The sequence below is a fragment of the Profundibacterium mesophilum KAUST100406-0324 genome (assembly GCF_009835145.1).
Lineage (GTDB): Bacteria > Pseudomonadota > Alphaproteobacteria > Rhodobacterales > Rhodobacteraceae > Profundibacterium > Profundibacterium mesophilum.
Window position 1 is genome coordinate 73,311 of record NZ_APKE01000033.1, and the last position, 24,453, is coordinate 97,763.

Here is a 24,453-nt window from a genome sequence, read left to right on the forward strand (position 1 = left end):
GGGAGGCACGGCCCGCGCGGGTCCGGCTCAGGTCACGGCATTGCGGGCATGGAAGGCCGGGTCGTCCCAGCGCCGGCTGCCCAGGATCCGCGACAGGATGGCGGCGGCGCGGTCGATCCCTTCTTCGCCGATATAGAGCGGCGTGATCCCGAAGCGCAGGATGTCGGGCGCCCTGAAATCGCCGATGACACCCTCGGCGATCAGCGCCTGCATCACGGCGTAGCCCTGGGGGTGATGGAAGGAAACCTGCGCCCCGCGTGCCTGTGCATCGCGGGGCGAGGCGAGACGCAGGCCGGGGCAGGTGGCCTCCACCGCTTCGATGAAGCGCTCGGACAGGGCGATGCGGCGGTGATGCAGCACCTCCATGTCGACCTGGTCCCAGATGTCGAGCGCCGCCTCCAGGGCGGCCATCTGCAGGACCGGCGGCGTGCCCACGCGCATTCGCGCGACGCCGGCGCCCGGACGGTATTCGGGCTCGAAGGCAAAGGGGGCGTCATGGCCGAGCCAGCCGGCAAGGGCGGGACGGGCGGCGTCGGCATGGCACGGGGCGACATGGATGAAGGCCGGCGCACCCGGACCGCCATTGAGGAACTTGTAGGTGCAGCCGACCGCGAAATCCGCGCCGCCCCGGCCCACGTCGACCGGAACGGCCCCGGCGGAATGCGCGAGATCCCAGATCGCCAGCGCGCCGGCCTCATGGGCCCTGCGCGTCAGCTCGGCCATGTCATGGCGCCGGCCGGTGCGGTAGTCGACCTCCGTCACCAAGAGCGCGGCCACGTCCTCGTCGATCGCGCCGCCAAGCTCCTCTGGGGCCACGACACGCAGCTCGTGCCCCTTGCCAAGGCTGCCGATCAGTCCTTGCGCGATGTAAAGATCGGACGGGAAGTTACCGGAATCGCTCAAGATCACCTTGCGGTCGGGGCGCAGGGACAGGGAGGCGGCGAGGGCTTGGAACACCTTGATCGAAAGCGTGTCGCCAAGGACGGTGCTGCCCGCAGGGGCGCCGATCAGGCGGCCGATCCTGTCGCCCAGGCGCGCCGGCATCTCCATCCAGCCAGCCTTGTTCCACCCGGTGATCAGCATCCCGCCCCACTCGTCGGTGACGGCGGCGGCGATCCGGTCGGCGGCCTTGCGCGGCAGGGGCCCCAGGGAATTGCCATCGAGGTAGATGATCCCCTCGGGCAGGGCGAACCAGTCCCGCGTCTGCGTCGGCGAGGGATGGCTCATGCCTGTCCGCCGGCGATCTCGATGGTCTGCCCGTTGACGCTCCCCGCGCCATTCCCGCAGAGCCACAGGGCGGCGGATGCGACCTCCTCGGCCCCGATCAGGCGCTTGTGACGGTTCGCCTCGACCATCAGGCCGAGCGCCTCGTCGGCGCTCACCCCGGCCCGCTCGCGGATCGAGGCGACATTGCGTGTGATGATATCGGTCTCGACATATCCCGGACAGATCGCGTTGAAGGTGATGCCCCGTCCCAGGTGATCCTCGCTCAGCGCGCGTATCAGGCCGATCACCCCGTGCTTGGACGCGGTGTACGCCCCGGCACCGCGCAAGCCGCGAATGCCCGCGATCGAGCTGATCGCAATGACACGCCCCCAATCGTCGCTCTCGCCCTGCATGGAGCGCAGCGCCTCGCGAACGGTCACGAAGGCGCCGTCGAGATTGGTGGACATGATCCGCCGCCAGAACTCCATGTCGGTCTTGGGAATGGCCCGCCCTTCGGCGATGCCGGCATTGGCGATGCAGATGCGCACCGGACCGCGCGCCTGAACGGCCGAGCGGGTGCCCTCGACGACGGAATGCTCGTCCGTCACGTCCATCACCTGCGCATGGGCGCCGATGCGCTCTGCGGCCTGCCTGAGGACATCCTCCCGCCGGCCGGTGATCGTGACCTCGGCACCCGCGCCGCGCAGCGCCTGCGCGATGGCAAGGCCGATCCCGCTTCCGCCCCCGGTGACCAATGCATGGCGTCCTTGCAGATCCGTCATCCCTCAACTCCCCCTCGTAACTGCTGCGGCACCGTGCCGCGTTGCGCCAAAAGGTGCAAGTGATCGCCCGCGAGCCCGCTTGTGAAATATTATTACGCCATATAGACCGTTAAGGGATGGGCGGCGAACGGGCGAGATCCGCGCCGCCGGAGGGACAGATCGAGAGGTTGCGAGACGATGAAATTCGGAGCGTTAGCTGAACGCGCGGCTGGTGAGCGGCGCGTTGCATTGACGCCGATGTCTGCCGGGGATCTCGGCAAGCTCGGCCATGACTGCGTGATCGAGACAGGGGCCGGCGCCGAGGCCGGTTTCAGCGACGACGCCTACCGCGAGGCGGGTGTCGAGGTGCTCGACAGCGCCCAGGCGGTGTTCGAGGCGGCCGATGTGCTGGGCAAGGTTCAGCCCCCCACCGAGGCCGAGGTCGACATGATGCGCGAGGGACAGACGCTCATCTCCTTCGTCTGGCCGGCACAGAACGAAGCGCTGCTCGAGCGGGCAAAGTCCAAGGGCGCGACGCTGATCGCGATGGACATGGTGCCGCGCATCAGCCGCGCCCAGAAGATGGACGCGCTGAGCTCGATGGCCAACATCGCCGGCTACCGCGCGGTGATCGAGGCCGGCGCCAATTTCGGCCGCTTCTTCACCGGCCAGGTGACCGCCGCAGGCAAGGTGCCGCCCGCCAAGGTGCTGGTCGTCGGAGCCGGCGTGGCCGGTCTTGCGGCCATCGGCACGGCGACCTCGCTGGGCGCCATCGTGCGCGCCTTCGACGTGCGCCCCGAGGTGGCCGAGCAGATCGAGAGCATGGGCGCCGAGTTCCTGTTCCTCGACTTCGAGGACAGCCAGGACGGCAGTGCGTCGGGCGGCTACGCGGCACCCTCGAGCCCGGAGTTCCGCGAAGCGCAGCTCAAGCTCTTCCGCGAGCAGGCGCCCGAGGTGGACATCGTCATCACCACGGCGCTGATCCCCAACCGCGAGGCGCCCGAGCTTTGGACCGAGGACATGGTCAAGGCCATGAAGCCGGGTTCCGTCATCGTCGATCTCGCAGCCGAGAAGGGGGGCAACTGCAAGCTCACCGTCAAGGACGAGCGGATCGTCACCGATAACGGCGTGATCATCATCGGCTATACCGACTTCCCGAGCCGCATGGCGACCCAGTCGAGCACGCTCTACGCCACGAACATCCGTCACATGCTCACCGATCTGACGCCCGAGAAGGACGGCAAGATCGTGCATAACATGGAAGATGACGTGATCCGCGGGGCCACGGTCACCCATGACAGGGAAATCACCTGGCCGCCCCCGGCCCCGAAGGTCAAGGCGATCGCGGCCGCGCCGAAGAAGGACAAGCCCAAGGAGCTGACCCCCGAGGAGAAACGCGCAGCCGAGACGGCCGCCTTCCGCGCGGCCACCCGCACGCAGGTCACGGTGCTGGCGGCAGGCGCCGCGCTGATGCTGCTGGTCGGGGCTTTCGCGCCCGCCAGCTTCATGGCGCATTTCATCGTCTTCGTGCTCGCCTGTTTCGTCGGTTTCCAGGTGATCTGGGGTGTCAGCCATTCGCTGCACACGCCCCTGATGGCGGTCACCAACGCGATCTCGGGCATCGTCGTGATCGGCGCCTTGCTGCAGATCGGATCGTCGAGCCTGTGGGTCCTGCTGCTGGCCAGCATCTCGGTGCTGATCGCCACAATCAACATCGTCGGTGGCTTCATGGTGACGCGCCGGATGCTTGCCATGTTCCAGAAGTCGTAAGGAGGCCAGATACATGCTGTCCGACGGACTTGTCTCGGCCGCCTATATCGCGGCCTCCGTTCTCTTCATCCTCAGCCTCGGCGGATTGTCGGGGCAGGAAAGCGCCAAGCGCGCGGTGTGGTATGGCATCGCCGGCATGGCGCTTGCCATGTTCGCCACCATCTTCGGGCCGGGCGTGGGCAACTACCTCGCGATCATCCTGATGGTCGCGGCCGGTGCGGTGCTGGGCGTGCAGGTCGCGCGCCGTGTGGGCATGACCGAGATGCCCCAGCTCGTCGCCGCCCTGCACAGCTTCGTGGGCCTCGCCGCCGTGCTGATCGGGCTCAACGCCGATCTCGAGATCGGCCGCGTGACGCAGACCTTCGCCGATGCCGGGCTTGCCTTCCCGCCGCCCGAGGGCTGGGCCGCCAACGGGGTCGCCACGGATGTCCTGCTGGCCATGGAGGCGATCGCCAGCTCCTTCAGCGGCTTCGCCGCGGTGATCGCACACAAGACGGCCACCGAGATCACGATCCTGCGGGTCGAGGTCTTCCTCGGGGTGTTCATCGGTGCCGTGACCTTCACCGGCTCGATCGTCGCCTTCGGCAAGCTCGCCGGCCGCGTCGACGGAAAGCCCAAGAAGCTTCCCGGCGGTCACATGTTGAACGCCGGCGCCTTGGCGCTCTGCCTCATCCTGGGCTTCATCTACTTCGCGGGCGGCGGCATCTGGACGATGATCCTGATGGCGATCATCGCGGGCTTCATCGGCTGGCACCTGATCATGGGGATCGGCGGCGCGGACATGCCCGTCGTCGTCTCGATGCTCAACAGCTATTCGGGCTGGGCGGCAGCGGCGATCGGCTTCACCCTCGGCAACGACCTGCTGATCGTGACCGGTGCGCTCGTCGGCTCCTCGGGCGCGATCCTGAGCTACATCATGTGCAAGGCGATGAACCGCAAGTTCGTCAGCGTGATCCTCGGCGGCTTCGGCGGCACCACCGGTCCCGCGATGGAAGTCGAGGGCGAGCAGGTGGCGATCGACGCCGGGGGTGTGGCCGCCGCCCTCGAGGATGCCGACAGCGTGGTGATTGTGCCGGGCTACGGCATGGCCGTCGCGCAGGCGCAGCAGTCGGTCTCCGAGCTGACGCGCAAGCTGCGTGCCAAGGGCAAGGAGGTGCGTTTTGCGATCCACCCCGTGGCAGGCCGGCTTCCGGGCCACATGAACGTGCTTCTGGCCGAGGCGAAGGTGCCCTATGACATCGTGCTCGAGATGGACGAGATCAACGACGACTTCCCGTCCACGGACGTGGTCATCGTGATCGGTTCGAACGACATCGTGAACCCGGCCGCCCAGGACGATCCCAACAGCCCGATCGCCGGCATGCCGGTGCTCGAAGTGTGGAAGGCCAAGCAGGTCTTCGTCTCCAAGCGCGGTCAGGGAACCGGCTATTCCGGCATCGAGAACCCGCTTTTCTTCAAGGACAACACGCGGATGTTCTACGGCGACGCGAAAGCCTCGATCGATCAGCTGCTGACACGGATCGACTGATCCGGCGCAAGGGAGGGGCGCCCGGCCGGGTGCCTCTTCGTTCCCCTTCACGGGAACAGGTGGAAAGGGCGCATCGCGGCGGGCCGCGGGGCGCCCTTTCGCCGTTTCGGGGGCCGGGATCCGGTTCAAGTGCTTTTCACCGCCGCCGCACGGCCTATGCTCGGAGCGGATGGCGATTGCGCGTAGTCGATTTTCGGGAAGGACCACAGTCATGACGCGAGAGACCACCGACCGGGCCGTTCACGACCTCTTCATCATCGGGGGCGGAATCAATGGCACGGGCATCGCGCGCGATGCCCAGGGGCGCGGGCTCGACGTCGTGCTCGCCGAGATGGGGGACTTGGCGCAGGCAACCTCCTCGGCCTCCACCAAGCTTTTCCACGGGGGGCTGCGGTATCTGGAATTCTTCGAGATCGGGCTGGTGCGCAAGGCGCTGATCGAGCGCGAGACGCTGCTCGAAGCGATGCCGCACATCTCCTGGCCGCTGCGCTTCGTGCTTCCCTACAGCCCCGAGATGCGCTTCGAGGGCACGACCCCCACATCGCGCCTGCTGGGCACGGTCATGCCCTGGATGAAGGGCCGGCGGCCCTCGGCGCTCATCCGCTTCGGCCTGTTCCTCTACGACACGCTGGGGGGGCGCAAATACCTGCCGGGCACGGCCACCTTGCGGCTGGCTGGCACGCCCGAAGGGGCGCCGCTCGCCGAGCGCTTCGAGAAGGCTTACGAATATTCCGACTGCTGGGTCGAGGATGCACGTCTCGTCGCGCTCAACGCGCGCGATGCCGAGCTGCGCGGCGCCCGCGTGATGACCCGTACCAAGGTCGTCTCCGCCGAGCGCGAGAACGGCCTCTGGACGGTGACATGCGAGGATATCGACAGCGGCGCGCGCAGCACGGCGCGGGCCCGCGCCCTCGTCAATGCCGGCGGCCCCTGGGTCGAGGACGTGATCCGCAACACGCTGCGCATCAACTCCTCCGAGGGCGTGCGCCTCGTGCGGGGCAGCCATATCGTCACGCGCCGCCTCTTCGATCACGACAAGGCCTATTTCTTCCAGGGCGAGGATGGACGGATCATCTTCGCGATCCCCTATGAGAGCGACTTCACCCTGATCGGCACGACGGACAAGGATCACCGCGGCGACCCCAAGGCGGCCGAATGCACGGATGAGGAGATCGATTATCTTTGCGCCTTCGCATCGAGTTACTTCAAGAAGCCGGTGCGCCGCGAGGATGTCGTCTGGACCTATTCCGGTGTCAGGCCTCTCTACGACGACGGCGCGAAATCGGCGACGGCGGCGACGCGGGACTACGTGCTCTCGCTCGATGCGGGACCGGGCACCGATGGCGGTATGGGACAGGAGCCGCCGCTGCTGAATGTCTTCGGGGGCAAGATCACCACCTATCGCAAGCTTGCCGAGCAGGCGCTGGTCAAGCTTCAGCCGTTCTTCGGGTCGATGAAGGAGCCCTGGACGGCGGGGGTGGCGCTGCCCGGCGGGGACTTCCCCGTGAACGGTGTGCCGGAGCTCACGCGGTCGCTGCGCGAGGCTCATCCCTGGCTCGAGCCGTATCATGCCGGACGGCTGATCCGGGCATACGGCACCGAGGCGGCGGTGCTGCTCGACGGGGCGGCGAGCATGGAGGCGCTCGGGCACGATTTCGGCGGCACGCTGACCGAGCGCGAGGTTCGCTGGCTGATGCGCCATGAATATGCACGCCGCGCCGAGGACGTGGTCTGGCGCCGCACGAAGCTGGGACTTAGGATGAGCACCGAGCAAGTCGCCGAACTCGATGCCTGGATGCTGGCGCACCGGGCCGAGGGAGAGGGCGAGGCCGGCGGGCAGGGAGGCACGCCGGCGCATTGAGATAGGAAGGAGGCCGCCGTGACGCAAATTCTGGCGATTGACCAAGGGACAACCTCGAGCCGGGCCATCGTTTTCGACGGGCAGATGAAGATCGTATCGAGCGCGCAGCGCGAGTTCGAACAGCATTATCCGCGGTCCGGCTGGGTCGAGCACGAGGTCGAAGATCTTTGGAGCAGCACGATCGCCACCTGCCGCGAGGCGATGGCCGCCGCGCCGGGCGAGGGGGCGGAGATCGCCGCGATCGGAATCACCAACCAGCGCGAGACGGTCGTCGTGTGGGACCGCGAGACGGGAAAGGCGATCCACCGCGCGATCGTCTGGCAGGACCGGCGCAGTGCCGCGCTCTGCCGCGCGCTGCGCGAGGCGGGCCACGAGGAGATGGTGACGGACCGTACCGGCCTGATCCTCGATCCCTATTTCTCGGGCACCAAGCTGCGCTGGCTCCTCGACGAGGTCGAAGGCGCGCGCGAGGCGGCCGAGGCGGGGCGCCTTCTGTTCGGCACGGTCGACAGCTACCTCATCTGGAAGCTGACCGGCGGGCGGGCGCATGTCACCGATGCGACCAACGCGGCGCGCACCTTGCTCTATGATATCCGCAAGGGACGCTGGTCCTCAGCGATGTGCGAATTGCTCGGCATCCCGATGAAGATGCTGCCGGAGGTCAAGGACAGCGCCGCCGATTTCGGAACCACCGATCCCGCGATCCTGGGCCGCGCGATACCGGTGCTGGGCGTCGCCGGCGACCAGCAGGCGGCGACCGTCGGGCAGGCCTGCTTCGAGCCTGGAATGTTCAAATCGACCTATGGCACCGGCTGTTTCGCGCTGCTCAATACCGGGGACACTCCTGTGGCCTCGCGCAACCGCCTGCTGACGACCATCGCCTACCAGCTCGACGGCAAGCCGACTTACGCGCTCGAGGGCTCGATCTTCATCGCGGGGGCGGTGGTGCAATGGCTGCGCGACGGGCTCGGGGTGATCGGTTCCGCCTCCGAGACGCAGGCCTTGGCCGAACGGGCCGATCCGGCGCAGGACGTGGTCATGGTCCCGGCCTTCACCGGGCTGGGGGCGCCCTATTGGAGCGCCGATTGCCGGGGCGCGGTCTTCGGCCTCACGCGCAATACCGGGCCGGCGGAGCTCGCGCGCGCCGCGCTCGAATCGGTGGGCTTCCAGACCCGCGATCTGCTCGAAGCGATGCATGCCGACTGGAGCGGCGGGGAGGCGCGCACCCTGCGGGTGGATGGCGGGATGAGCGCGAGCAATTGGACGATGCAATTCCTGTCGGACATCATCGGCGCGCCGGTGGACCGCCCGCAGGTGCTCGAGACGACGGCCCTTGGCGCCGCCTGGCTGGCCGGGATGCGGGCGGGGGTCTATCCCGATCAGGCGGGATTCGCGAAGGCCTGGGCGCTTGAGCGGCAGTTCACCCCGGGAATGGAGGAAGAGATGCGCGCGGCCAAATACGCCCGCTGGTCGCAGGCGGTCTCGGCGACGCTCTCGCTCTGACGCTGCGGCCCCCTTCCCGCTGGCCGGGTTTCCTGCCGGTTTTGCCCGGTCCGCCCATGGCATTCCGGCGCCCCATCTCCTACATCTAGGCGAGCGTCCCGCGGGGCGGCGGGCCAGGGTCCGCGCCGCGGGAAGGGTGGTGGACGCGATGCCGCCGCAGCTTCCGGAACCGGCGGGGCGGCACCCTTGCGGGCCTGGGAGCGCAATACTAAGACTCTGGCAATGTCGCGTCGGTAGCACTGGCGCGGTCCCAACACGCAAGGCAGGCCCAATGCACGATCCCTATGAGCACTACATGAACAACCTCGTCCCGATGGTGGTCGAGCAGACGAGCCGCGGCGAGCGGGCCTATGACATTTTCTCGCGGCTGCTGAAGGAGCGGATCATCTTCCTGTCGGGTCCCGTGCATGACGGGATGTCCTCGCTCGTGGTGGCGCAGTTGCTGCATCTCGAGGCGGAGAACCCGAAAAAAGAGATCAGCATGTATATCAACTCGCCCGGGGGCGTGGTGACCTCGGGGCTGTCGATCTACGACACGATGCAGTATATCAAGCCGGCGGTCAGCACGCTGGTGGTCGGACAGGCCGCTTCCATGGGCTCCCTGCTGCTTGCGGCCGGCGCGCCGGGGATGCGTTTCTCGCTGCCCAACAGCCGCGTCATGGTGCACCAGCCTTCCGGCGGCTACCAGGGCCAGGCCACGGATATCATGATCCACGCGCAGGAAACCCAGAAGCTCAAGGACCGTCTTAACCAGATTTATGTCAAGCATACCGGGCAGCCGCTCAAGAAGGTGGTGGACGCTCTCGAGCGTGACAACTTCATGTCCCCCGAGGAGGCCAAGGATTGGGGCCTGATCGACGAGATCGTGGAGAACCGCGGCAAGATCGAAGGCGAATAGGCGGCGCGGCGAAGTTTTATTTGGCGTTGTGCCCGAAAATGGTCTGCCCTAGGCTAGAGCCGAAGGGCAGATCGACCGGCCGAAGACAGGCATGGCCGGACCAGCAAGTGGGCGACGAGCCCCGAAGGATAAGCGATGGCGAACAATTCAGGCGACAGCAAGAACACGCTTTACTGCTCTTTCTGCGGCAAGAGCCAGCATGAGGTGCGCAAGCTGATCGCGGGTCCCACAGTGTTCATCTGCGACGAGTGCGTCGAGCTGTGCATGGATATCATCCGTGAAGAGACCAAGACCTCCGCGCTCAAATCCTCTGATGGGGTTCCGACCCCGCTGGAGATCTGCAACGTGCTGGACGATTACGTGATTGGCCAGGCGCATGCCAAGCGCGTTCTGTCGGTCGCGGTCCACAACCACTACAAGCGTCTGAACCATGCCGGAAAGACCGATATCGAGCTGGCCAAGTCGAACATCCTGCTGATCGGGCCCACGGGCTGCGGCAAGACGCTGCTGGCGCAGACGCTGGCACGCATCCTCGACGTGCCGTTCACGATGGCGGACGCGACCACCCTGACCGAAGCGGGCTACGTGGGCGAGGATGTCGAGAACATCATCCTCAAGCTGCTGCAGGCCAGCGAGTACAATGTCGAACGCGCGCAGCGCGGCATCGTCTATATCGACGAGGTCGACAAGATCACGCGCAAGTCCGACAACCCTTCCATCACCCGCGATGTGTCGGGCGAGGGTGTGCAGCAGGCCCTGCTCAAGATCATGGAGGGCACCGTCGCCTCCGTGCCGCCGCAGGGCGGGCGCAAGCATCCGCAGCAGGAATTCCTGCAAGTCGACACGACCAACATCCTCTTCATCTGCGGCGGCGCCTTCGCTGGTCTCGAGAAGATCATCGCGCAGCGCGGCAAGGGCTCTGCCATCGGCTTCGGCGCGGATGTGAAGGACAATGACAGCCGCGGTGTCGGCGAGATGTTCGGGGAGCTCGAGCCTGAGGATCTCCTCAAATTCGGCCTGATCCCCGAATTCGTCGGCCGTCTGCCGGTGATCGCGACGCTGACCGACCTTGACGAGGAGGCGCTCGTCACCATCCTCACCAAGCCCAAGAACGCGCTGGTCAAGCAGTATCAGCGCCTGTTCGAGCTTGAGGATGCGGTGCTGCGCTTCACCGATGACGCGCTCGTCTCGATCGCCAAGCGGGCCATCGACCGCAAGACCGGCGCGCGTGGCCTCCGCTCGATCATGGAGGACATCCTGCTCGACACGATGTTCGACCTTCCTGGCAAGGAGAATGTCGAGGAAGTGGTGGTCAACGAGGAGGCGGTCAATTCCGACGCCGCTCCACTGATGATCTATGCCGAGCAGAAGAAGGAATCCGCTTCGGCAAGCTGACGGCTCGTCCCGTTCCGAATTCGCGATACGGCCCGTTTCCGATGGAGGCGGGCCGTTTGCGTTCGTCCTTCTTGCCGTTGTGCCATCTGCGTGGCGGTGCTGCCTGCCGGGCGGACGCTGCGGGCAGCCGGGGCTGGACCTTGGCACGGGGCACTGGCATATCGGTGACATCCCTTACGGAGAACTCCGATGAGCGTTCTGAAGAAAATCCTGCGTGCCGTGACCTGGTGGAACGGTCAGACCCTGAACACGCAGCTCTGGACCTGGCGCCATGGCCAGAAGGTGGGCGAGGATGACGCCGGGAACACCTTCTACACTAATGCCGACGGCACGCGGCGTTGGGTGATCTACAACGGCGAGGCCGAGGCCAGCCGCGTTTCCCCGGACTGGCACGGGTGGTTGCACCATACCTGGGACGAAACCCCGGTCGAGCGCCCCGTGATCCGCAAGCGCTGGGAGAAGGAGCATCTGCCGAACCTCACCGGCACGGACGAGGCCTATGCCCCGGCGGGATCGCTGCGCCGGACCGCACCCGCGGAGCGCAGCGACTACGAGGCTTGGACCCCCGAATGATGGGCCTGGGCGGCGTGTTGCCGGTGGCCCCGCGCCGCATCAGCGGCCTGTGCCGCAAGATTGTGGCGTCGTGTCTCGTGGCCGCTTTCACTGCGCTGCTGCCCGCGGGGCTCGCGGCCGAGGAGACGATCCTCGCGCCGCGCGTGAGCGGCTCGCCGGCCGCGGTCCTTCGCGGTCTAGACAAGACCGCCGGTGATTTCACGGATATCGAGCTCGAAGTCGGCCATACCGCCCGGCTGGGCCGTCTCATGGTCACCCTTGGGGATTGCCGCTATCCAACCGAGAACCCGGCGGGCGATGCCTATGCCTACGTGGTCGTGCGCGATGTCGAGGCGCAGATGCCCAGCTTCGCGGGATGGATGATCGCATCGGCGCCGGCGCTCAACGCGCTCGAGAACGCGCGCTACGATCTCTGGGTCATGCGCTGCAAGATCTGATCCACGGGCGGCATGGGCGGTGCGGCCATGAAGTCGGCCTCGCGTCGCAGGGCGCGTTCGAGCCTTGCATGATAGGTCCTGCGCGGGATCTCGACCGCGCCGAGCGAGAGCAGGTGCGGGGTCGTGAACTGCGTATCAAAGAGGGTGAAGCCGCCGGACTTGAGGCGATCGACGAGGTAGAAGAGCGCGATCTTGGACGCGTCCGTCTTGCGCGAGAACATGCTCTCGCCAAAGAACGCGCCCCCCAGCGCGACGCCGTAGACACCGCCTACCAGCCTGTGCCCGTCCCAGACCTCCAGGGAATGCGCGTAGCGTGCGAGATGCAGCGCGCGGTAGAGCGCGAAGATCGTGTCGCTGATCCATGTCTCGGACCGGTCGGCGCAGCCCGAGACGACGCCGTCGAAATCCTGGTTCACCGTGATCGAGAAGGGCAGGCCTGTCAGGCGGCGCCGCAGCGAGCGCGAGACGTGGAAGCCGTCGAGCGGGATTATTCCCCGAAGACGCGGGTCGACCCAGAAGATCTCCGGGTCGTCCCGGCTCTCGGACATCGGGAATATGCCCTGCGCATAGCCGTTGAGCAGCAGTTCGGGCGTCAGCGCTGAGGAGCCGCCCACCTCTCAGCCCAGATTCGTCTCGAGCCAATGTTCCAGCCAGTGAATATTGTACTCACCGGTCTGGACGGCCTTCTCACGCAGCAGCGCATCGAAGAGTGGCACCGTCGTGTCGATCCCGTCGACGATCAATTCCCCCAGCGCGCGCGACAGCCGGGCCAGCGCCTCGGGCCGGTCGCGGCCATGCACGATCAGCTTGCCGATCAGGCTGTCGTAATAGGGGGGGATGCGGTAGCCGTCGTAGAGAGCGCTGTCCATCCGCACCCCCAGGCCGCCGGGCGTGTGATACTGGCTGATCCGGCCCGGCGAAGGCGCGAAGTTCGGCAGTTTCTCGGCGTTGATACGCACCTCGATGGAATGCCCGGAAATGGTCAGGGTATCCTGCTCGAACTCCATGGGCAGGCCGGCGGCCACCCTGATCTGCTCGCGCACCAGGTCGACGCCGAAGATCGCCTCGGTCACCGGATGCTCGACCTGAAGGCGCGTGTTCATCTCGATGAAATAGAACTCGCCGTTCTCGTAGAGGAACTCGATCGTGCCGGCGCCGGCATAACCGATCTCGGCCACGGCGTCGGCGCAGGTCTTGCCGATCCGCGCCCTTTGCTCGGGGGTGATCGAGGGGCCGGGGGCTTCTTCGAAGACCTTCTGATGGCGCCGTTGCAGCGAACAGTCCCGCTCACCCAGATGCACCGCGCGTCCCTTGCCATCGCCGAAGACCTGGATCTCGATATGGCGCGGCGTGCCAAGATATTTCTCGATATAGACCTCGTCATTGCCGAAAGCTGCCTTGCCCTCGGCGCGGGCCGTGCGGAAGGCGGTCTCGATGTCGGCCGCACTGCGGGCCAGTTTCATGCCGCGTCCGCCGCCCCCGGCGGTGGCCTTGACGATCACCGGATAGCCGATCTGCCCGGCCACCTCGCGCGCGGCATCGAGATCGGGGACACCGCCTTCCGAGCCCGGAACGCAGGGCACGCCCAGCTTGCGCATCGTGTCCTTGGCGGTGATCTTGTCGCCCATGATGCGGATATGCTCGGCGGAGGGGCCGATGAAGGAAAGGCCGTGATCCTCGACGATCTGCACGAAATTGGCGTTCTCGGAGAGGAAGCCGTAGCCGGGATGGATCGCCTGCGCCCCGGTGATCTCGCAGGCCGAGATGATGGCCGGAACGCTGAGATAGCTTTGCGTGGCGCTCGGCGGCCCGATGCAGACCGACTCGTCGGCCATGCGGACATGCATCGCGTCGGCATCGGCGGTCGAATGCACGGCAACCGAACGGATGCCCATCTCGCGGCAGGCTCGGATGACGCGCAGCGCGATCTCGCCGCGATTGGCGATCAGGATTTTGTCGAACATGCGGCAGCCCTCATTCGACGATCATCAGCGGCGCGCCGAACTCGACCGGGGAGCCGTCTTCGACCAGGATCCGCCGGACCGTGCCCGAGCGCGGCGCGGCGATGTGGTTCATGGTCTTCATCGCCTCGACGATGAGCAGGGTCTGGCCCTCGCTGACCGTGTCGCCGGTCTTGACGAAGGCATCGGCGCCGGGCTCTGGCGAGAGGTAGATCGTTCCGACCATCGGCGAGGTCACGGCGCCCGGCAGACGCGCAGGGTCGTCATTCTCGGCGGCGGCCGGTGCCGGCGCAGCGCTCGGGGCGGAGGGGGCCGGCGCCGGGGCGCTCGGTGCGACGGGGGGAGGCGGGGCCACGATGGTCTGGCGACTGACGCGCACGTCGATGCTGTCGGCCTCGGCATAGTCGCGCTTGACCCGCAGCTCGGTCAGATCGTTCTCGCGCAGTAGCTCCGCCAGCGCCCTGATGAAGGCCACGTCGGATTTGTGCGGGGTGTCTGTCATACCGTCCTCAAGCATTTTGGCTGCCGGCACGTCCGGCCGGTCTGATCTGACCGCTTATAGGGGAGGCGAGGATGCGTGAAAAGTCGCAACCTCCCTTGCGGGAGGCGCGAAAGGGGGCGTTATCCCGCATCCCTTGTGGTTTACGGGACGTTCGGGATCCGACCCGTAGGTAGAATACGTGCGGCAGGGGCCCGCCGAAGGCAATGAGAGAATGGACATAACGCGAGGGCAACCCGGCAGCGCCGCGAGGTGCCTGCTGCAAATGGTATCGATGACCTGCAGCCGCTGCTCCTTTCGCGCGTGCGGCGTTGGCGGCGGAGCGATGGAACTTCGGCCTGCCGAGGGGCAACCGGCGCGAGGCTGAACGCGGCGATGCTCAGTTTCGCGCGGCAGGAGCGGGCATGGCGGGCGCCCCGGCTTCCGGGGCCAGCGCATGGCGGTAGAAGGTTTCGACGAAACGCTCCGCCTCGTCGAAATGCGCGTTCCCGTGCGGCGCGAGAATGCCGCGCACTTGCGCGTCGAAATCGGCATAATGCTGGGTAACGGCCCAGATCGAAAAGATCAGGTGACGCGGCTCCATGGCCGCGAGCAAGCCCTGGTCCTGCCATTGCGCGATGAGCGCGGCCTTGTCGTCGACGAGGTTTTTCAGCTCGCCCTCGATCCGGGCGGCGAAGCGCGGCGCGCCAGAGACGATCTCATTGGCGAATAGCCTGCTTTCTCGCGGAAAATCGCGCGACATTCGAAGTTTGCGCAGGGCATAGGCCACGATCTCCTCGATCGGCTCGCCATCGGCGTCAAGCGCAAGCAGCGGATCGAGCCACATGCTCATCAGCGCGGAGAGCAGATCGAGATAGATCGCCTCCTTGGAGGGAAAATAGTAAAGCAGGTTCGGCTTCGACAGGCCCGCGGCCAGGGCGATCGCATCGAGCGTCGCGCCCGCAAAACCGGCGTTGGAGAATTCGGCCAAGGCAGCATCGAGGATCGCACGCCTGTTGCGCTGCTGTATCCGTGTCTGCCGACGCGGTTTGGTCATGATCGCGCTCTGCCCTCGCAGGACCCTCGAAACGCGGCGGGCCGTGAAGTTCTTGACTGGTTACAAGGCTCTGCTAGCCTGTTTCTGACCGTCTGGTCAAACAATTCGAGCGCGCCGCTCAAGGCCCGCCACCACGACAAGGGACCATTGCGATGCCATCCAGACCGATGCCGGCCATGCCGGGCCGCACCACTGCGCGGGGGGCGCGCGCATGACCGCCGGGCAAGCGCCATCCGCCAATCTGCGGATCGATTCCGACCGTTTGTGGGACAGCTTGATGGAGATGGCGAAGATCGGCCCTGGCGTGGCGGGCGGCAACAACCGCCAAGCCCTTACCGACGAGGATGCCGAAGGCCGTGCACTTTTTGCGCGGTGGTGCGAGGAGGCGGGCGCGGAGATGGGCGTGGACGAGATGGGCAACATGTTCGCCCGCCGGGAGGGCGAGGATGCACGGGCATTGCCGGTCTATGTCGGCAGCCATCTCGACACCCAGCCGACGGGCGGCAAGTATGACGGGGTGCTGGGCGTGCTCGGCGGGCTCGAAATCCTGCGCAGCCTCAACGATCTGGAGATCCGCACGCGCCATCCCATCGTGGTGGTCAATTTCACCAACGAGGAGGGCACCCGGTTTCCCCCGGCCATGCTCTCCTCGGGTGTCTTCGCCGGCACGATCGAGCGGGACTGGGCCTACGAGCGGCGCGACGCGGCGGGGAAAAGCTTCGGCGAGGAACTCGAGCGCATCGGGTACAAGGGCGAGGAGACGGTAGGCGCCCGCAAGATGCACGCCTTCTTCGAGCTGCATATCGAGCAGGGGCCGATCCTGGAGGACGAGGGCGCGCCGATCGGTGTCGTGACCCATGGCCAGGGCCTGAGCTGGACCCAGGTGACGGTGCGCGGCACGGAGGCGCATACCGGTTCGACCCCGATGCCGATGCGCCGCAATGCCGGGCTCGGCATGGCGCGGATCCTCGACCTGGTTGACGAGATCGCCTGGGGGCACCAGCCCAACGCCGTCGGGGCCGCGGGCCATATCGAGGTGCGGCCCAATTCGCGCAACGTGATCCCCGGCGAGGCGGTCTTCACGGTGGATTTCCGCTCGCCGGACGTCGACATCCTGCGCGACATGGAGCGGCAGCTGCGCGAGGGGGCGGCGCGGATCTGCGAGCGCATGGGGCTGGAGGTCACGCTCGAGCATGTGGGCGGTTTCGATCCCGTCACCTTCGACCCGGCTTGCGTGGCCGCCATCAGGTCGGCGGCCGAGCGGCTTGGCCATGCGCAGCGCGATCTCGTCTCGGGCGCCGGGCACGATGCCTGCTGGATCAGCAAAGTGGCCCCGACGGCGATGATCATGTGCCCTTGCAAAGGCGGGCTGAGCCACAACGAGGCGGAGGAGATCACACCGGAATGGGCCGGAGCGGGGGTGGAGGTCCTCTTCCACGCGGTGCTCGAAACTGCCGGTATCGCGGCTGAGGTGGACGCATGATGCGCGCTTCTCTCGCCGCCGCCGCCATTGTCGCCGCCTCCATGGTGCAGGGCTGCGTCATCTCCGAACGGACGGAGGATGGCCGGCTCAAGGATGTCGCCCCGGCGGCACTGGCCGCCTTGCCCGAGGGGGTGGATTCGCGCTTCCTGATCCGCGATGCGCAGGGCTGCTACGGGATCGCGATCGAGAAGACGGAGCCGCCTTCCGGACTGGCGTTGCGCGACGCCGATGGGACCCATATCTGCGACGACTGAGGTCGAGCGACACCCGCACCCTGTTCGGGAGCGGCCCTATCAGGATAGCCGGACTGACCCATGCCGCGAAGGCATGGACGGACGGATCGCGAGGATCGGCCGCGGGCGCTCGGACGGCGCGGTGCGCGACGCTCCGGTAGGCTGTGTCATGCCGGCCGGCATCGACCCATCCGGAAGTGCCGTCCGAGTGTCTGCGAGAATGCCTTGAAGGGGAATGGCGACGAAATCTTCGCTTCCCGGAGGCGCGCGGAGCCTTGGCCCGTCGCTTTGGGGCGAAACCGATCGGGTGTGTGGCAGGCCCTCAGAGGCGTATGAATGAAGATCGCGAGCGCCATTTTGCCGGGGCCTCTGACCAGGCACGCCGCTAGCAGAAGACCCTCGAGAATTTGGCCTTCGTCCTAGCGGCCGGTCTCCCGCTCGTCTCCGGGCAGGTTTTCCCACCAATTGGCATAGCTGCTGTTTGCTGGCGATTTGAGGCTTTCGTCGGGCGCGCCATCATCCCACCAGACCGGACCGCGCTCGCCCAGGCGGCGCTTCGCCGCGTCAACGGCCGCACGCGCCTGCATCGTCGCCTCGGCATCCTGCGCGAGGCCGACCGCGCGCCGTGCCTGCATCAATGCTTTGACCGCCGCGCGGCGTTCGCTTTCGTCGAGCGAGGGATCGGTTCGGCGCCAAAGCCGTCCCTTGGCCACGAAATACCGCCCGTCAGGCGTCTGGGGGTAGGTCTTGCGCATCACGGCCTCCCTGAAAGCCGGCCTTGGCCCACGAAAAAGGGGAGCCGGATAACCGGCCCCCCTAGTCGTCTGCATGATCCGGTCAGGGATCACTCGTATTCGGGCATCGCTTCGAGTTCGCTTTCGGTCATCTCGACGAAGGCACGGATTTCGCCGCCATCGGCGCGCTGAACCGAAATCTGGTTCATCTCGAGGGCAACGGGACGCTCGCCCATGCCGAGGAAGCCACCGACATCGATCACGGCACGGCCGATCTCGTTGCCGTTCATGACAAGCTCGGAAATTTCGCCGACCATCTCGTCATTGGCGTCATAGACCTGAGTTCCGGTCAGATCATCGGCGGTCAGCTCGTCGAAGGTCATCACGCTGTAGCCGTCACGTGCGGGGATGTCGGCCATCATGACGCGATCGGTTTCACGCTCGACCGGCTCGGCGGTCTCTTCAACCGGTTCGGTGACGGGCTCGACGGGCTCACCCGTGACAGCGAGATCGGCTGCGGGAGCTACGGGCTCTTCGCTTGCGGCGCCTTCTTCGATGCGAACGTCGGCTTCCGCCTGCTCGACCTGGATATCGGCGCCATCGGCGGCCTGCACGTTGACCTGCGCTTCGTCCTGCTGAACCTGAATATCAGCTTCGCCAGCGGATTCGACGTTCACTTCGGGCTCGGCCTGGGTGATCTCGACATTCGCCTGGTTGGCGTTGTTGACATCGACTTCGGCCTGACCGGAAGAGACGTTCACCTGCGGCTCGGCATCACGAACGACGATCTTCGGCTCGGGGCGCACGAAACGGACGGTCGGCTCGGGCTGCTCGACCGAAACCTGCGGCTCGGCGCTGTCCACGTTGACCTTGGGATCGGGCATCGTGATCGTCACGATCGGCTCGGGGATGTTCACCTCGACGGTGGGCTGTGCCTGCTCGACCGTGATGATCGGCGCCTGCTGCTCGACATTCACCGTCGGCTTGGACTGCGTCACGGTGATGGTCGGCTCGGGCTGCTCGACGACGACCTCGGGGGCCGGCTGATCGACGGTGACCTGGGGCTCGTCCACGGTGACGTTCACCTTGGGCTCGGCCTGCTCGACGACGAACTGGCCGCCGGCGGTCTGCATGGTCTGACGCTCCACTTCCTCGGCGGGCTGCGCCTCGGTGGTCGCAGCGGTGCGGCGCTCGATCTCGCCGATCACATCGGTCATGGTCGCATCACCGGCCACGCGGCGCGCTTCGCCCTCCTGCACTTCCTGCAGGTTGGTCATTTCATTGGCGCTGATGCCGGTCACGACCTGGTCATTCTCGAAACGCGCATCGGCGAGCGGCAGCGGAACCTGACGGCCATCGGCATTCACGACGAGGACGAATTCCTGACCGATCAGGGCAATGTACTCGGCCTGACCAAGTTCGGCGCCGGTGCTGTCGATCACGGAAAGGCCGGAAAGCTCGGAAACCTGCATATCGGCGGCGGCGGAGAAATTGCTTTCCATCTCGGCCGCGGTTTGGGCATAGACGGGAACGGTCGTCAGGACGAGAGCGGCAACGCCGCCCATCAGTCGGGATTTGATCGGTGTCATGGTGATCCTCCGGTAATTTCTATCTGCCTCGCAATTGCGAAGCGCTTACCCACTAGACGAAGATCACGGCGAGTTGTTCCAAGGAAAATCCCGCCGAATGCGCGCGGGTCGGCGATAATCCTGGAAAATATACGTGAAAGCAGGAGGATAGGGGTCGGACTGATAAAGGAAAACCCGGCACGTATGCCGGGTTTTCGCTAGGTCGTACAAGGTTGGCGGCGCCGCGGTCAGCCGCGATTCATCCGGTTTTCGATCAGATCGTCGACGACTTCCGGCTCGGCGAGGGTCGATGTATCGCCCAGCGCGCCGAAATCATCCTCGGCAACCTTGCGCAGGATACGGCGCATGATCTTGCCCGAACGCGTCTTCGGCAGGCCGGGCGCGAACTGGATCAGGTCCGGCTTGGCGATGGGCCCGATCTCCGTGCGCACCCAGTTGCCCAACTCCTTGCGCAGATCGTCGCTCGGCTCTCGCCCGGCCATCAAGGTGACATAGGCGTAGATGCCCTGACCCTTCACGTCATGCGGATAGCCGACGACGGCCGCCTCGCTGACCGCCTCATGGGCGACGAGGGCGGATTCGACCTCTGCCGTGCCCATCCGGTGACCCGAGACATTGATCACGTCATCCACCCGGCCGGTGATCCAGTAATAGCCGTCAGCGTCGCGGCGGCAGCCGTCTCCCGAGAAGTAATATCCCTTGTATTGCTGGAAATAGGTATCCTTGAAACGCTGGTGATCGCCCCAGACGGTGCGCATCTGTCCCGGCCAGCTATCGGCGATGCACAGGACACCCTCGGCCTCGGTCGTCTCGATGCGCTGGCCGCTCTCGGCTTCCAGGATGACGGGCTGCACGCCGAAGAAGGGCAGGGTCGCGCTGCCCGGTTTCGTCGGCGTTGCGCCGGGCAGGGGGGTGAGCAGGTGCCCGCCGGTCTCGGTCTGCCACCAGGTGTCGACGATGGGAACGCGCCCCTTGCCCACGACATCGTTGTACCAGTTCCAGGCCTCGGGGTTGATCGGCTCGCCGACCGTGCCGAGAACCCTGAGATTGCTCAAATCGTAGGGATCGACGAACTCGCGCCCCTTGCCCATCAGGGCCCGGATCGCGGTGGGCGCGGTATAAAACTGGTTGACCTTGTGCTTCTCGCAGACCTGCCAGAAGCGCCCGGCATCGGGATAGGTCGGCACGCCTTCGAACATCACCGTGGTCGCCCCGTTCGCGAGGGGACCGTAGACGATGTAGCTGTGTCCGGTGACCCAGCCCACATCGGCGGTGCACCAGAAGACATCGCCCTTGTGGTAGTCGAAGACATATTCGTGCGTCATCGCGGCATAGACGAGATAGCCGCCCGAGCTGTGCACGACGCCCTTGGGCTGCCCGGTCGAGCCGGAGGTGTAGAGGATGAAAAGCGGGTCCTCGGCGTTCATCTCCTCCGGCTCGCACTGGTCGGAGACATCCTGCTCGAGCTCGTGCAGCCAGAAGTCGCGTCCCTCAGTCATGTCGATCGCGCCGCCGGTGCGCTTGACCACCAGCATCTTGACCGCGTCGCCGCATTTCGCGAAGGCCTTGTCGGCGTTGCTTTTGAGCGGTGTCGCGCGTCCGCCCCTCGGGGCCTCGTCGGCGGTGATGACCACCTTGGCGTCGCAGCCGGTGATCCGCGCGGCGAGCGCGTCGGGTGAGAAGCCGGCGAAGACGATCGAGTGGATGGCGCCAATGCGGGCGCAGGCGAGCATCGCGTAGGCGGCCTGCGGGATCATCGGAAGGTAGAGCACCACGCGATCGCCGCGCCCAACGCCCATCTCCTTGAGCACGTTGGCGAACTTGCACACATGCGCGTGCAGCTGCTGGTAGGTGATGTGCTGCGCCTCGTCGCCGTCGGAATCGGGCTCCCAGATGATCGCCGTCTGGGTGCCGCGTTCGGCCAGGTGCCGGTCGATGCAGTTGGCCGCGACGTTCAGCGTGCCGTCCTCGAACCACTTGATCGAGACATCGTCATAGTCGAAATTCGTGTCCTTCACCCGGGTGAAGGGCTTGATCCAGTCGACGCGCTTGCCATGCTCGGCCCAGAAGCCCTCGGGGTCCTGCACCGAGGCGGCATAGAGCGCGTCATAGCGCTCCTTGTCGATATGGGCAGCCTCGGCAATGTCCTTGCTCGGCGGATAACTTGTTGTGTCGGTCATTCTGTCTCCTCCGCAAATCGCAATTCGCCCGGCTCAGATGGCCAGGTATTCGGCACGCAGTTTCTCGTCATCGAGCACCTCCTTGGCGGAGCCGTCGAAAACGACCGAGCCGGTGTCGAGGATGACGGCGCGGTCCGCCAGGGTGAGTGCGGCGACGGCGTTCTGCTCGACGATGATCGTGGTGATCCCCTGGTCGCGGATGACGTTCAGCGTCTTCGCGATTTCCTGGACGATGACCGGCGCCAGCCCCTCGTAGGGCTCGTCGAGCAGCAGCACCTTGATGTCGCGGCACAGGGCGCGGGCGATGGCGAGCATCTGCTGCTCGCCGCCCGACAGGGTCACGCCCTCCTGCTTGCGGCGCTCGCCCAGGCGCGGGAAAAGCTCGTAGACCCGGTCGATCGACCAGCCCTTCGGCGGCGCGATCTGCGCCAGTTGCAGGTTCTCCTCGACCGTCAGGCCGGGGATGATGCGCCGGTCCTCGGGGACCAGGGCGATGCCGTTCCCCGCGGCCTGGTGGGCCTTCATCTCGTGCAGCGGCTGGCGGTCGAGCCAGATCTCGCCCGAGCGAAGCTGCGGGTTGTCGAGCCGCGCGATGGTGCGCAGGGTGGAGGTCTTTCCCGCCCCGTTACGCCCCAGCAGGGCGAGGATCTCGCCCTCGTGCACGTCGAAGCTGACGCCCTGCACGATGTAGCTCTCGCCGTAATAGGCCTCGATGTTCCACAGGCTCAGATAGGCCGGCGTGGTGGCGGCGTTGTTTGCGTGCTTGTTGAAAGGTGCGTTCATGGAAGACATCTCCTCGATGCGTGTATCAGACCTGCGCCTCGCCCAGATAGGCTTCGCGCACCTTCGGGTGACCCTTGATGTTCTCCGGCGTCTCCTCAACGAGCGGCGTGCCTTGCGCCAGCACGGTGATCCGCTCGGCCAGCGAGAAAACCACGTGCATGTCATGCTCGATGATCGCCATGGTGATGTCGCGCTTGGCCTTGATCTCCTTGAGCAGGTCGATCGTGTTGTTGGTGTCGGCGCGCGCCATGCCGGCGGTCGGCTCGTCGAGCAGCAGAAGCTTGGGCTGCTGGCTCAGGCACATGGCCATCTCGAGGCGCCGCTTGTCGCCGCGCGACAGGGAGGAGGCCTGAACATGGCGCTTGTCTTGCATGTTCACGTCGATCAGCATCCGCTCGGCCTGCTCGATGATGTCGCTCTCACCGCTGGTCTTGCCGATCGCGTGCATCCTGAAGGCGCCGTCCCGCTTGGCGAAACAGGGGATCATCACGTTTTCGAAGACCGTGAGGTCGCTGAAGATCTCGGGGGTCTGGAAGACGCGGCTGATCCCCATCTGGTTGATCTCGTGCGGCTTGCGCCCCAGCACCGACTGCCCGTCGAACATGACGCTCCCGGTGTCGGGGATGAGCTTGCCGATCAGGCAGTTGAGGAGCGTCGACTTGCCGGCTCCGTTCGGTCCGATGATCGCGTGCACGGTGTTCTCGCGCACGCTGAGGTTCACGTCCGACAGCGCCTTGAGCCCGCCGAACCTCTTGGAGACGTTCTTGACTTCGAGAATGCCCATTCCGGTACTCCTCACTCTGCGGGTTTGCTGGAGGCCGCGCGCTTCTCGGCGGCGGAGGATTCGACGGGGCCGGCCTTGCGGTCACGGCGGCGGAAGGCAAAGCGTCCCATCCTCTGCCCGCCCTCGACCAGCCCGCCGGGCAGGAAGATCACGACCAGCATGAACAGAAGGCCAAGCGTCAGGTGCCAGCCCTTCCCGACGAAGGGATAGACGATGGCCACGAGGAGATCCTCGATCCCGTCGGGCATCACGGCGAACCAGCCATGCAGAACGCCTTCGTTGATCTTGGAGAAGATGTTCTCGAAATACTTGATGAAGCCCGCGCCCAGGACCGGACCGATCAGGGTGCCGGCACCGCCCAGGATGGTCATCAGGACGACCTCGCCCGATGCGGTCCACTGCATGCGCTCGGCGCCCGCCAGGGGGTCCATGGAGGCCAGGAGCCCGCCGGCGAGGCCGGCATACATGCCCGAGATCACGAAGGCGGCGAGCGTGTAGGGACGCGAGTTGAGGCCGGTATAGTTCATTCGCTGCTGGTTCGACTTGACCGCCCGCAGCATCATCCCGAAGGGCGAGCGGAAAATGCGGATCGACAGGTAGAAGCAGGCGAGCATGATGATGGCCGACAGGTAGTAGCCGACCGACAGGTCGAAGGACCAGGCACCGGCGTGGATCGTCGTGCTCTCACGCATCTCCCAGCCGAAGAGGTTGGTCACCGGCAGCGAGGTCGCCGGGCCGCCGCCATCGAGGATGCGCGGATCGTCGAGCGAGAGCTGCAGTCCCGTCTCGCCGTTGGTGATCGGGGTGAGCACCGAATAGGCGAGGTTGAAGGACATCTGCGCGAAGGCGAGCGTGAGGATCGAGAAGTAGATGCCCGAGCGGCGCAGGCTGACGAAGCCGATCACCAGCGCGAAGAGCCCGGCCACGACTACCGACAGGACAATGGCGGGGATGACGTTCATGCTCAGCAGCTTGAACATCCAGACCGCCGAGTAGCTTCCCACCCCGAGGAAGGCGGCGTGACCGAAGGAGAGATAGCCGGTCAGGCCGAACAGGATGTTGAAGCCGATGGCGAAGATCCCGAAGATCACGAAGCGCTGCATCAGGTCGGGATAGCCCGCGTTGAACTGCGCCAGCTCGCTGCCCGCCGGGAAGGGGTTCAGCAGGAAGGGGGCGAACATCGTCATGAACGCGACGACGATCAGCAGGGTGGTGTCCTTGGCTTTTGTACCGTGCATA

At 66.0% G+C, this 24,453-nt stretch carries 22 protein-coding genes; 10 read left to right on the forward strand and 12 right to left on the reverse strand.

Going from position 1 to position 24,453, the window contains the following annotated elements; genetic code table 11:
* Positions 1-27 precede the first annotated feature (27 nt).
* Positions 28-1,227: a kynureninase gene (gene kynU / locus PMES_RS13300; protein ID WP_159966210.1), complete on the reverse strand. Its 1,200-nt coding sequence runs from the start codon at positions 1,225-1,227 to the stop codon at positions 28-30.
* Positions 1,224-1,988, reverse strand: coding sequence for an SDR family NAD(P)-dependent oxidoreductase (locus PMES_RS13305; protein WP_159966211.1), 765 nt, complete (start codon positions 1,986-1,988; stop codon positions 1,224-1,226). Before PMES_RS13305 ends, kynU begins: the two co-directional genes overlap by 4 nt.
* A 177-nt stretch (positions 1,989-2,165) precedes the next feature.
* Between PMES_RS13305 and PMES_RS13310 the strand changes: the two genes are divergently transcribed.
* From PMES_RS13310 to PMES_RS13345, 8 genes are all read left to right on the forward strand, one after another.
* On the forward strand, positions 2,166-3,737 hold the full coding sequence (locus tag PMES_RS13310; RefSeq protein ID WP_159966212.1) for a Re/Si-specific NAD(P)(+) transhydrogenase subunit alpha: 1,572 nt from the start codon (positions 2,166-2,168) through the stop codon (positions 3,735-3,737).
* 16 nt (positions 3,738-3,753) lie between these two features.
* Positions 3,754-5,265 carry an NAD(P)(+) transhydrogenase (Re/Si-specific) subunit beta gene (locus tag PMES_RS13315; protein WP_159966281.1) on the forward strand — a complete coding sequence of 504 codons (1,512 nt, stop codon included), beginning with the start codon at positions 3,754-3,756 and terminating at the stop codon, positions 5,263-5,265.
* Positions 5,266-5,476: 211 nt separating this feature from the next.
* Entirely contained in the window at positions 5,477-7,126 is a 1,650-nt protein-coding gene (glpD, locus tag PMES_RS13320; RefSeq protein ID WP_159966213.1) for a glycerol-3-phosphate dehydrogenase, read from the forward strand.
* Positions 7,127-7,144: 18 nt separating this feature from the next.
* A complete protein-coding gene (gene glpK / locus PMES_RS13325; protein WP_159966214.1) occupies positions 7,145-8,629 on the forward strand; it encodes a glycerol kinase GlpK in 1,485 nt (494 codons plus the stop codon).
* A 271-nt stretch (positions 8,630-8,900) separates the two neighbouring features.
* Positions 8,901-9,527: an ATP-dependent Clp protease proteolytic subunit gene (locus PMES_RS13330; RefSeq protein ID WP_159966215.1), complete on the forward strand. Its 627-nt coding sequence runs from the start codon at positions 8,901-8,903 to the stop codon at positions 9,525-9,527.
* A 135-nt stretch (positions 9,528-9,662) separates the two neighbouring features.
* A complete protein-coding gene (gene clpX, locus PMES_RS13335) occupies positions 9,663-10,922 on the forward strand; it encodes an ATP-dependent Clp protease ATP-binding subunit ClpX (protein ID WP_159966216.1) in 1,260 nt (419 codons plus the stop codon).
* A 189-nt stretch (positions 10,923-11,111) separates the two neighbouring features.
* Entirely contained in the window at positions 11,112-11,495 is a 384-nt protein-coding gene (locus PMES_RS13340) for an NADH:ubiquinone oxidoreductase subunit NDUFA12 (protein WP_159966217.1), read from the forward strand.
* Positions 11,492-11,932: a DUF2155 domain-containing protein gene (locus tag PMES_RS13345; protein ID WP_236549809.1), complete on the forward strand. Its 441-nt coding sequence runs from the start codon at positions 11,492-11,494 to the stop codon at positions 11,930-11,932. The genes PMES_RS13340 and PMES_RS13345 overlap by 4 nt, the downstream gene beginning before the upstream one ends.
* On the opposite strand, the gene aat is transcribed toward PMES_RS13345, so the two are convergent.
* The 4 genes from aat to PMES_RS13365 form a co-directional block, all read right to left on the reverse strand.
* Positions 11,899-12,546 (reverse strand): leucyl/phenylalanyl-tRNA--protein transferase, encoded by a 648-nt coding sequence (aat, locus tag PMES_RS13350; protein ID WP_159966218.1) that lies wholly within the window; start codon positions 12,544-12,546, stop codon positions 11,899-11,901. The two genes, PMES_RS13345 and aat, sit on opposite strands and share 34 nt — an antisense overlap.
* A 3-nt stretch (positions 12,547-12,549) precedes the next feature.
* Entirely contained in the window at positions 12,550-13,896 is a 1,347-nt protein-coding gene (gene accC / locus PMES_RS13355; RefSeq protein ID WP_159966219.1) for an acetyl-CoA carboxylase biotin carboxylase subunit, read from the reverse strand.
* A 10-nt stretch (positions 13,897-13,906) separates the two neighbouring features.
* Positions 13,907-14,395, reverse strand: a complete 489-nt coding sequence (gene accB, locus PMES_RS13360; RefSeq protein ID WP_159966220.1) for an acetyl-CoA carboxylase biotin carboxyl carrier protein — start codon at positions 14,393-14,395, stop codon at positions 13,907-13,909.
* A 376-nt stretch (positions 14,396-14,771) separates the two neighbouring features.
* Positions 14,772-15,428 (reverse strand): TetR family transcriptional regulator C-terminal domain-containing protein, encoded by a 657-nt coding sequence (locus tag PMES_RS13365; protein ID WP_159966221.1) that lies wholly within the window; start codon positions 15,426-15,428, stop codon positions 14,772-14,774.
* Between the two features lie 211 nt (positions 15,429-15,639).
* Here PMES_RS13365 and PMES_RS13370 point away from each other — a divergent pair, with 211 nt between their 5' ends.
* Together PMES_RS13370 and PMES_RS13375 are read left to right on the forward strand one after the other, a co-directional pair.
* Positions 15,640-16,911, forward strand: a complete 1,272-nt coding sequence (locus PMES_RS13370) for a Zn-dependent hydrolase (RefSeq protein WP_159966222.1) — start codon at positions 15,640-15,642, stop codon at positions 16,909-16,911.
* Positions 16,908-17,165: a hypothetical protein gene (locus PMES_RS13375; RefSeq protein WP_159966223.1), complete on the forward strand. Its 258-nt coding sequence runs from the start codon at positions 16,908-16,910 to the stop codon at positions 17,163-17,165. The genes PMES_RS13370 and PMES_RS13375 overlap by 4 nt, the downstream gene beginning before the upstream one ends.
* A 398-nt stretch (positions 17,166-17,563) precedes the next feature.
* Here PMES_RS13375 and PMES_RS13380 read toward each other — a convergent pair whose 3' ends face one another.
* From PMES_RS13380 to PMES_RS13405, 6 genes are all read right to left on the reverse strand, one after another.
* Complete coding sequence (locus PMES_RS13380) at positions 17,564-17,899, reverse strand: hypothetical protein (protein WP_159966224.1); 336 nt, start codon at positions 17,897-17,899, stop codon at positions 17,564-17,566.
* A gap of 89 nt (positions 17,900-17,988) precedes the next feature.
* The gene (locus tag PMES_RS13385) at positions 17,989-19,467 is read right to left on the reverse strand and encodes a PRC-barrel domain-containing protein (RefSeq protein WP_159966225.1); all 1,479 of its coding nucleotides are present in this window, start codon (positions 19,465-19,467) and stop codon (positions 17,989-17,991) included.
* Positions 19,468-19,694: 227 nt separating this feature from the next.
* Positions 19,695-21,647, reverse strand: a complete 1,953-nt coding sequence (gene acs / locus PMES_RS13390; protein WP_159966226.1) for an acetate--CoA ligase — start codon at positions 21,645-21,647, stop codon at positions 19,695-19,697.
* Between the two features lie 33 nt (positions 21,648-21,680).
* Positions 21,681-22,430 (reverse strand): ABC transporter ATP-binding protein, encoded by a 750-nt coding sequence (locus PMES_RS13395; protein WP_159966227.1) that lies wholly within the window; start codon positions 22,428-22,430, stop codon positions 21,681-21,683.
* Between the two features lie 25 nt (positions 22,431-22,455).
* Entirely contained in the window at positions 22,456-23,214 is a 759-nt protein-coding gene (locus PMES_RS13400) for an ABC transporter ATP-binding protein (protein ID WP_159966228.1), read from the reverse strand.
* An 11-nt stretch (positions 23,215-23,225) separates the two neighbouring features.
* Complete coding sequence (locus PMES_RS13405) at positions 23,226-24,452, reverse strand: branched-chain amino acid ABC transporter permease (protein WP_159966229.1); 1,227 nt, start codon at positions 24,450-24,452, stop codon at positions 23,226-23,228.
* Between the last annotated feature and the right edge of the window lies 1 nt (position 24,453).

Bases quoted from the DNA above. Each gene is read 5' to 3' on its own strand.
- kynU (WP_159966210.1), bottom strand. From the start codon at position 1,227: ATGAGCCATCCCTCGCCGACGCAGACGCGGGACTGGTTCGCCCTGCCC.
- PMES_RS13305 (WP_159966211.1), bottom strand. From the start codon at position 1,988: ATGACGGATCTGCAAGGACGCCATGCATTGGTCACCGGGGGCGGAAGC.
- PMES_RS13310 (WP_159966212.1), top strand. From the start codon at position 2,166: ATGAAATTCGGAGCGTTAGCTGAACGCGCGGCTGGTGAGCGGCGCGTT.
- glpD (WP_159966213.1), top strand. From the start codon at position 5,477: ATGACGCGAGAGACCACCGACCGGGCCGTTCACGACCTCTTCATCATC.
- PMES_RS13330 (WP_159966215.1), top strand. From the start codon at position 8,901: ATGCACGATCCCTATGAGCACTACATGAACAACCTCGTCCCGATGGTG.
- clpX (WP_159966216.1), top strand. From the start codon at position 9,663: ATGGCGAACAATTCAGGCGACAGCAAGAACACGCTTTACTGCTCTTTC.
- PMES_RS13340 (WP_159966217.1), top strand. From the start codon at position 11,112: ATGAGCGTTCTGAAGAAAATCCTGCGTGCCGTGACCTGGTGGAACGGT.
- PMES_RS13345 (WP_236549809.1), top strand. From the start codon at position 11,492: ATGATGGGCCTGGGCGGCGTGTTGCCGGTGGCCCCGCGCCGCATCAGC.
- accC (WP_159966219.1), bottom strand. From the start codon at position 13,896: ATGTTCGACAAAATCCTGATCGCCAATCGCGGCGAGATCGCGCTGCGC.
- accB (WP_159966220.1), bottom strand. From the start codon at position 14,395: ATGACAGACACCCCGCACAAATCCGACGTGGCCTTCATCAGGGCGCTG.
- PMES_RS13365 (WP_159966221.1), bottom strand. From the start codon at position 15,428: ATGACCAAACCGCGTCGGCAGACACGGATACAGCAGCGCAACAGGCGT.
- PMES_RS13370 (WP_159966222.1), top strand. From the start codon at position 15,640: ATGACCGCCGGGCAAGCGCCATCCGCCAATCTGCGGATCGATTCCGAC.
- PMES_RS13375 (WP_159966223.1), top strand. From the start codon at position 16,908: ATGATGCGCGCTTCTCTCGCCGCCGCCGCCATTGTCGCCGCCTCCATG.
- PMES_RS13380 (WP_159966224.1), bottom strand. From the start codon at position 17,899: ATGCGCAAGACCTACCCCCAGACGCCTGACGGGCGGTATTTCGTGGCC.
- PMES_RS13385 (WP_159966225.1), bottom strand. From the start codon at position 19,467: ATGACACCGATCAAATCCCGACTGATGGGCGGCGTTGCCGCTCTCGTC.
- acs (WP_159966226.1), bottom strand. From the start codon at position 21,647: ATGACCGACACAACAAGTTATCCGCCGAGCAAGGACATTGCCGAGGCT.
- PMES_RS13395 (WP_159966227.1), bottom strand. From the start codon at position 22,430: ATGAACGCACCTTTCAACAAGCACGCAAACAACGCCGCCACCACGCCG.
- PMES_RS13400 (WP_159966228.1), bottom strand. From the start codon at position 23,214: ATGGGCATTCTCGAAGTCAAGAACGTCTCCAAGAGGTTCGGCGGGCTC.
- PMES_RS13405 (WP_159966229.1), bottom strand. From the start codon at position 24,452: ATGCACGGTACAAAAGCCAAGGACACCACCCTGCTGATCGTCGTCGCG.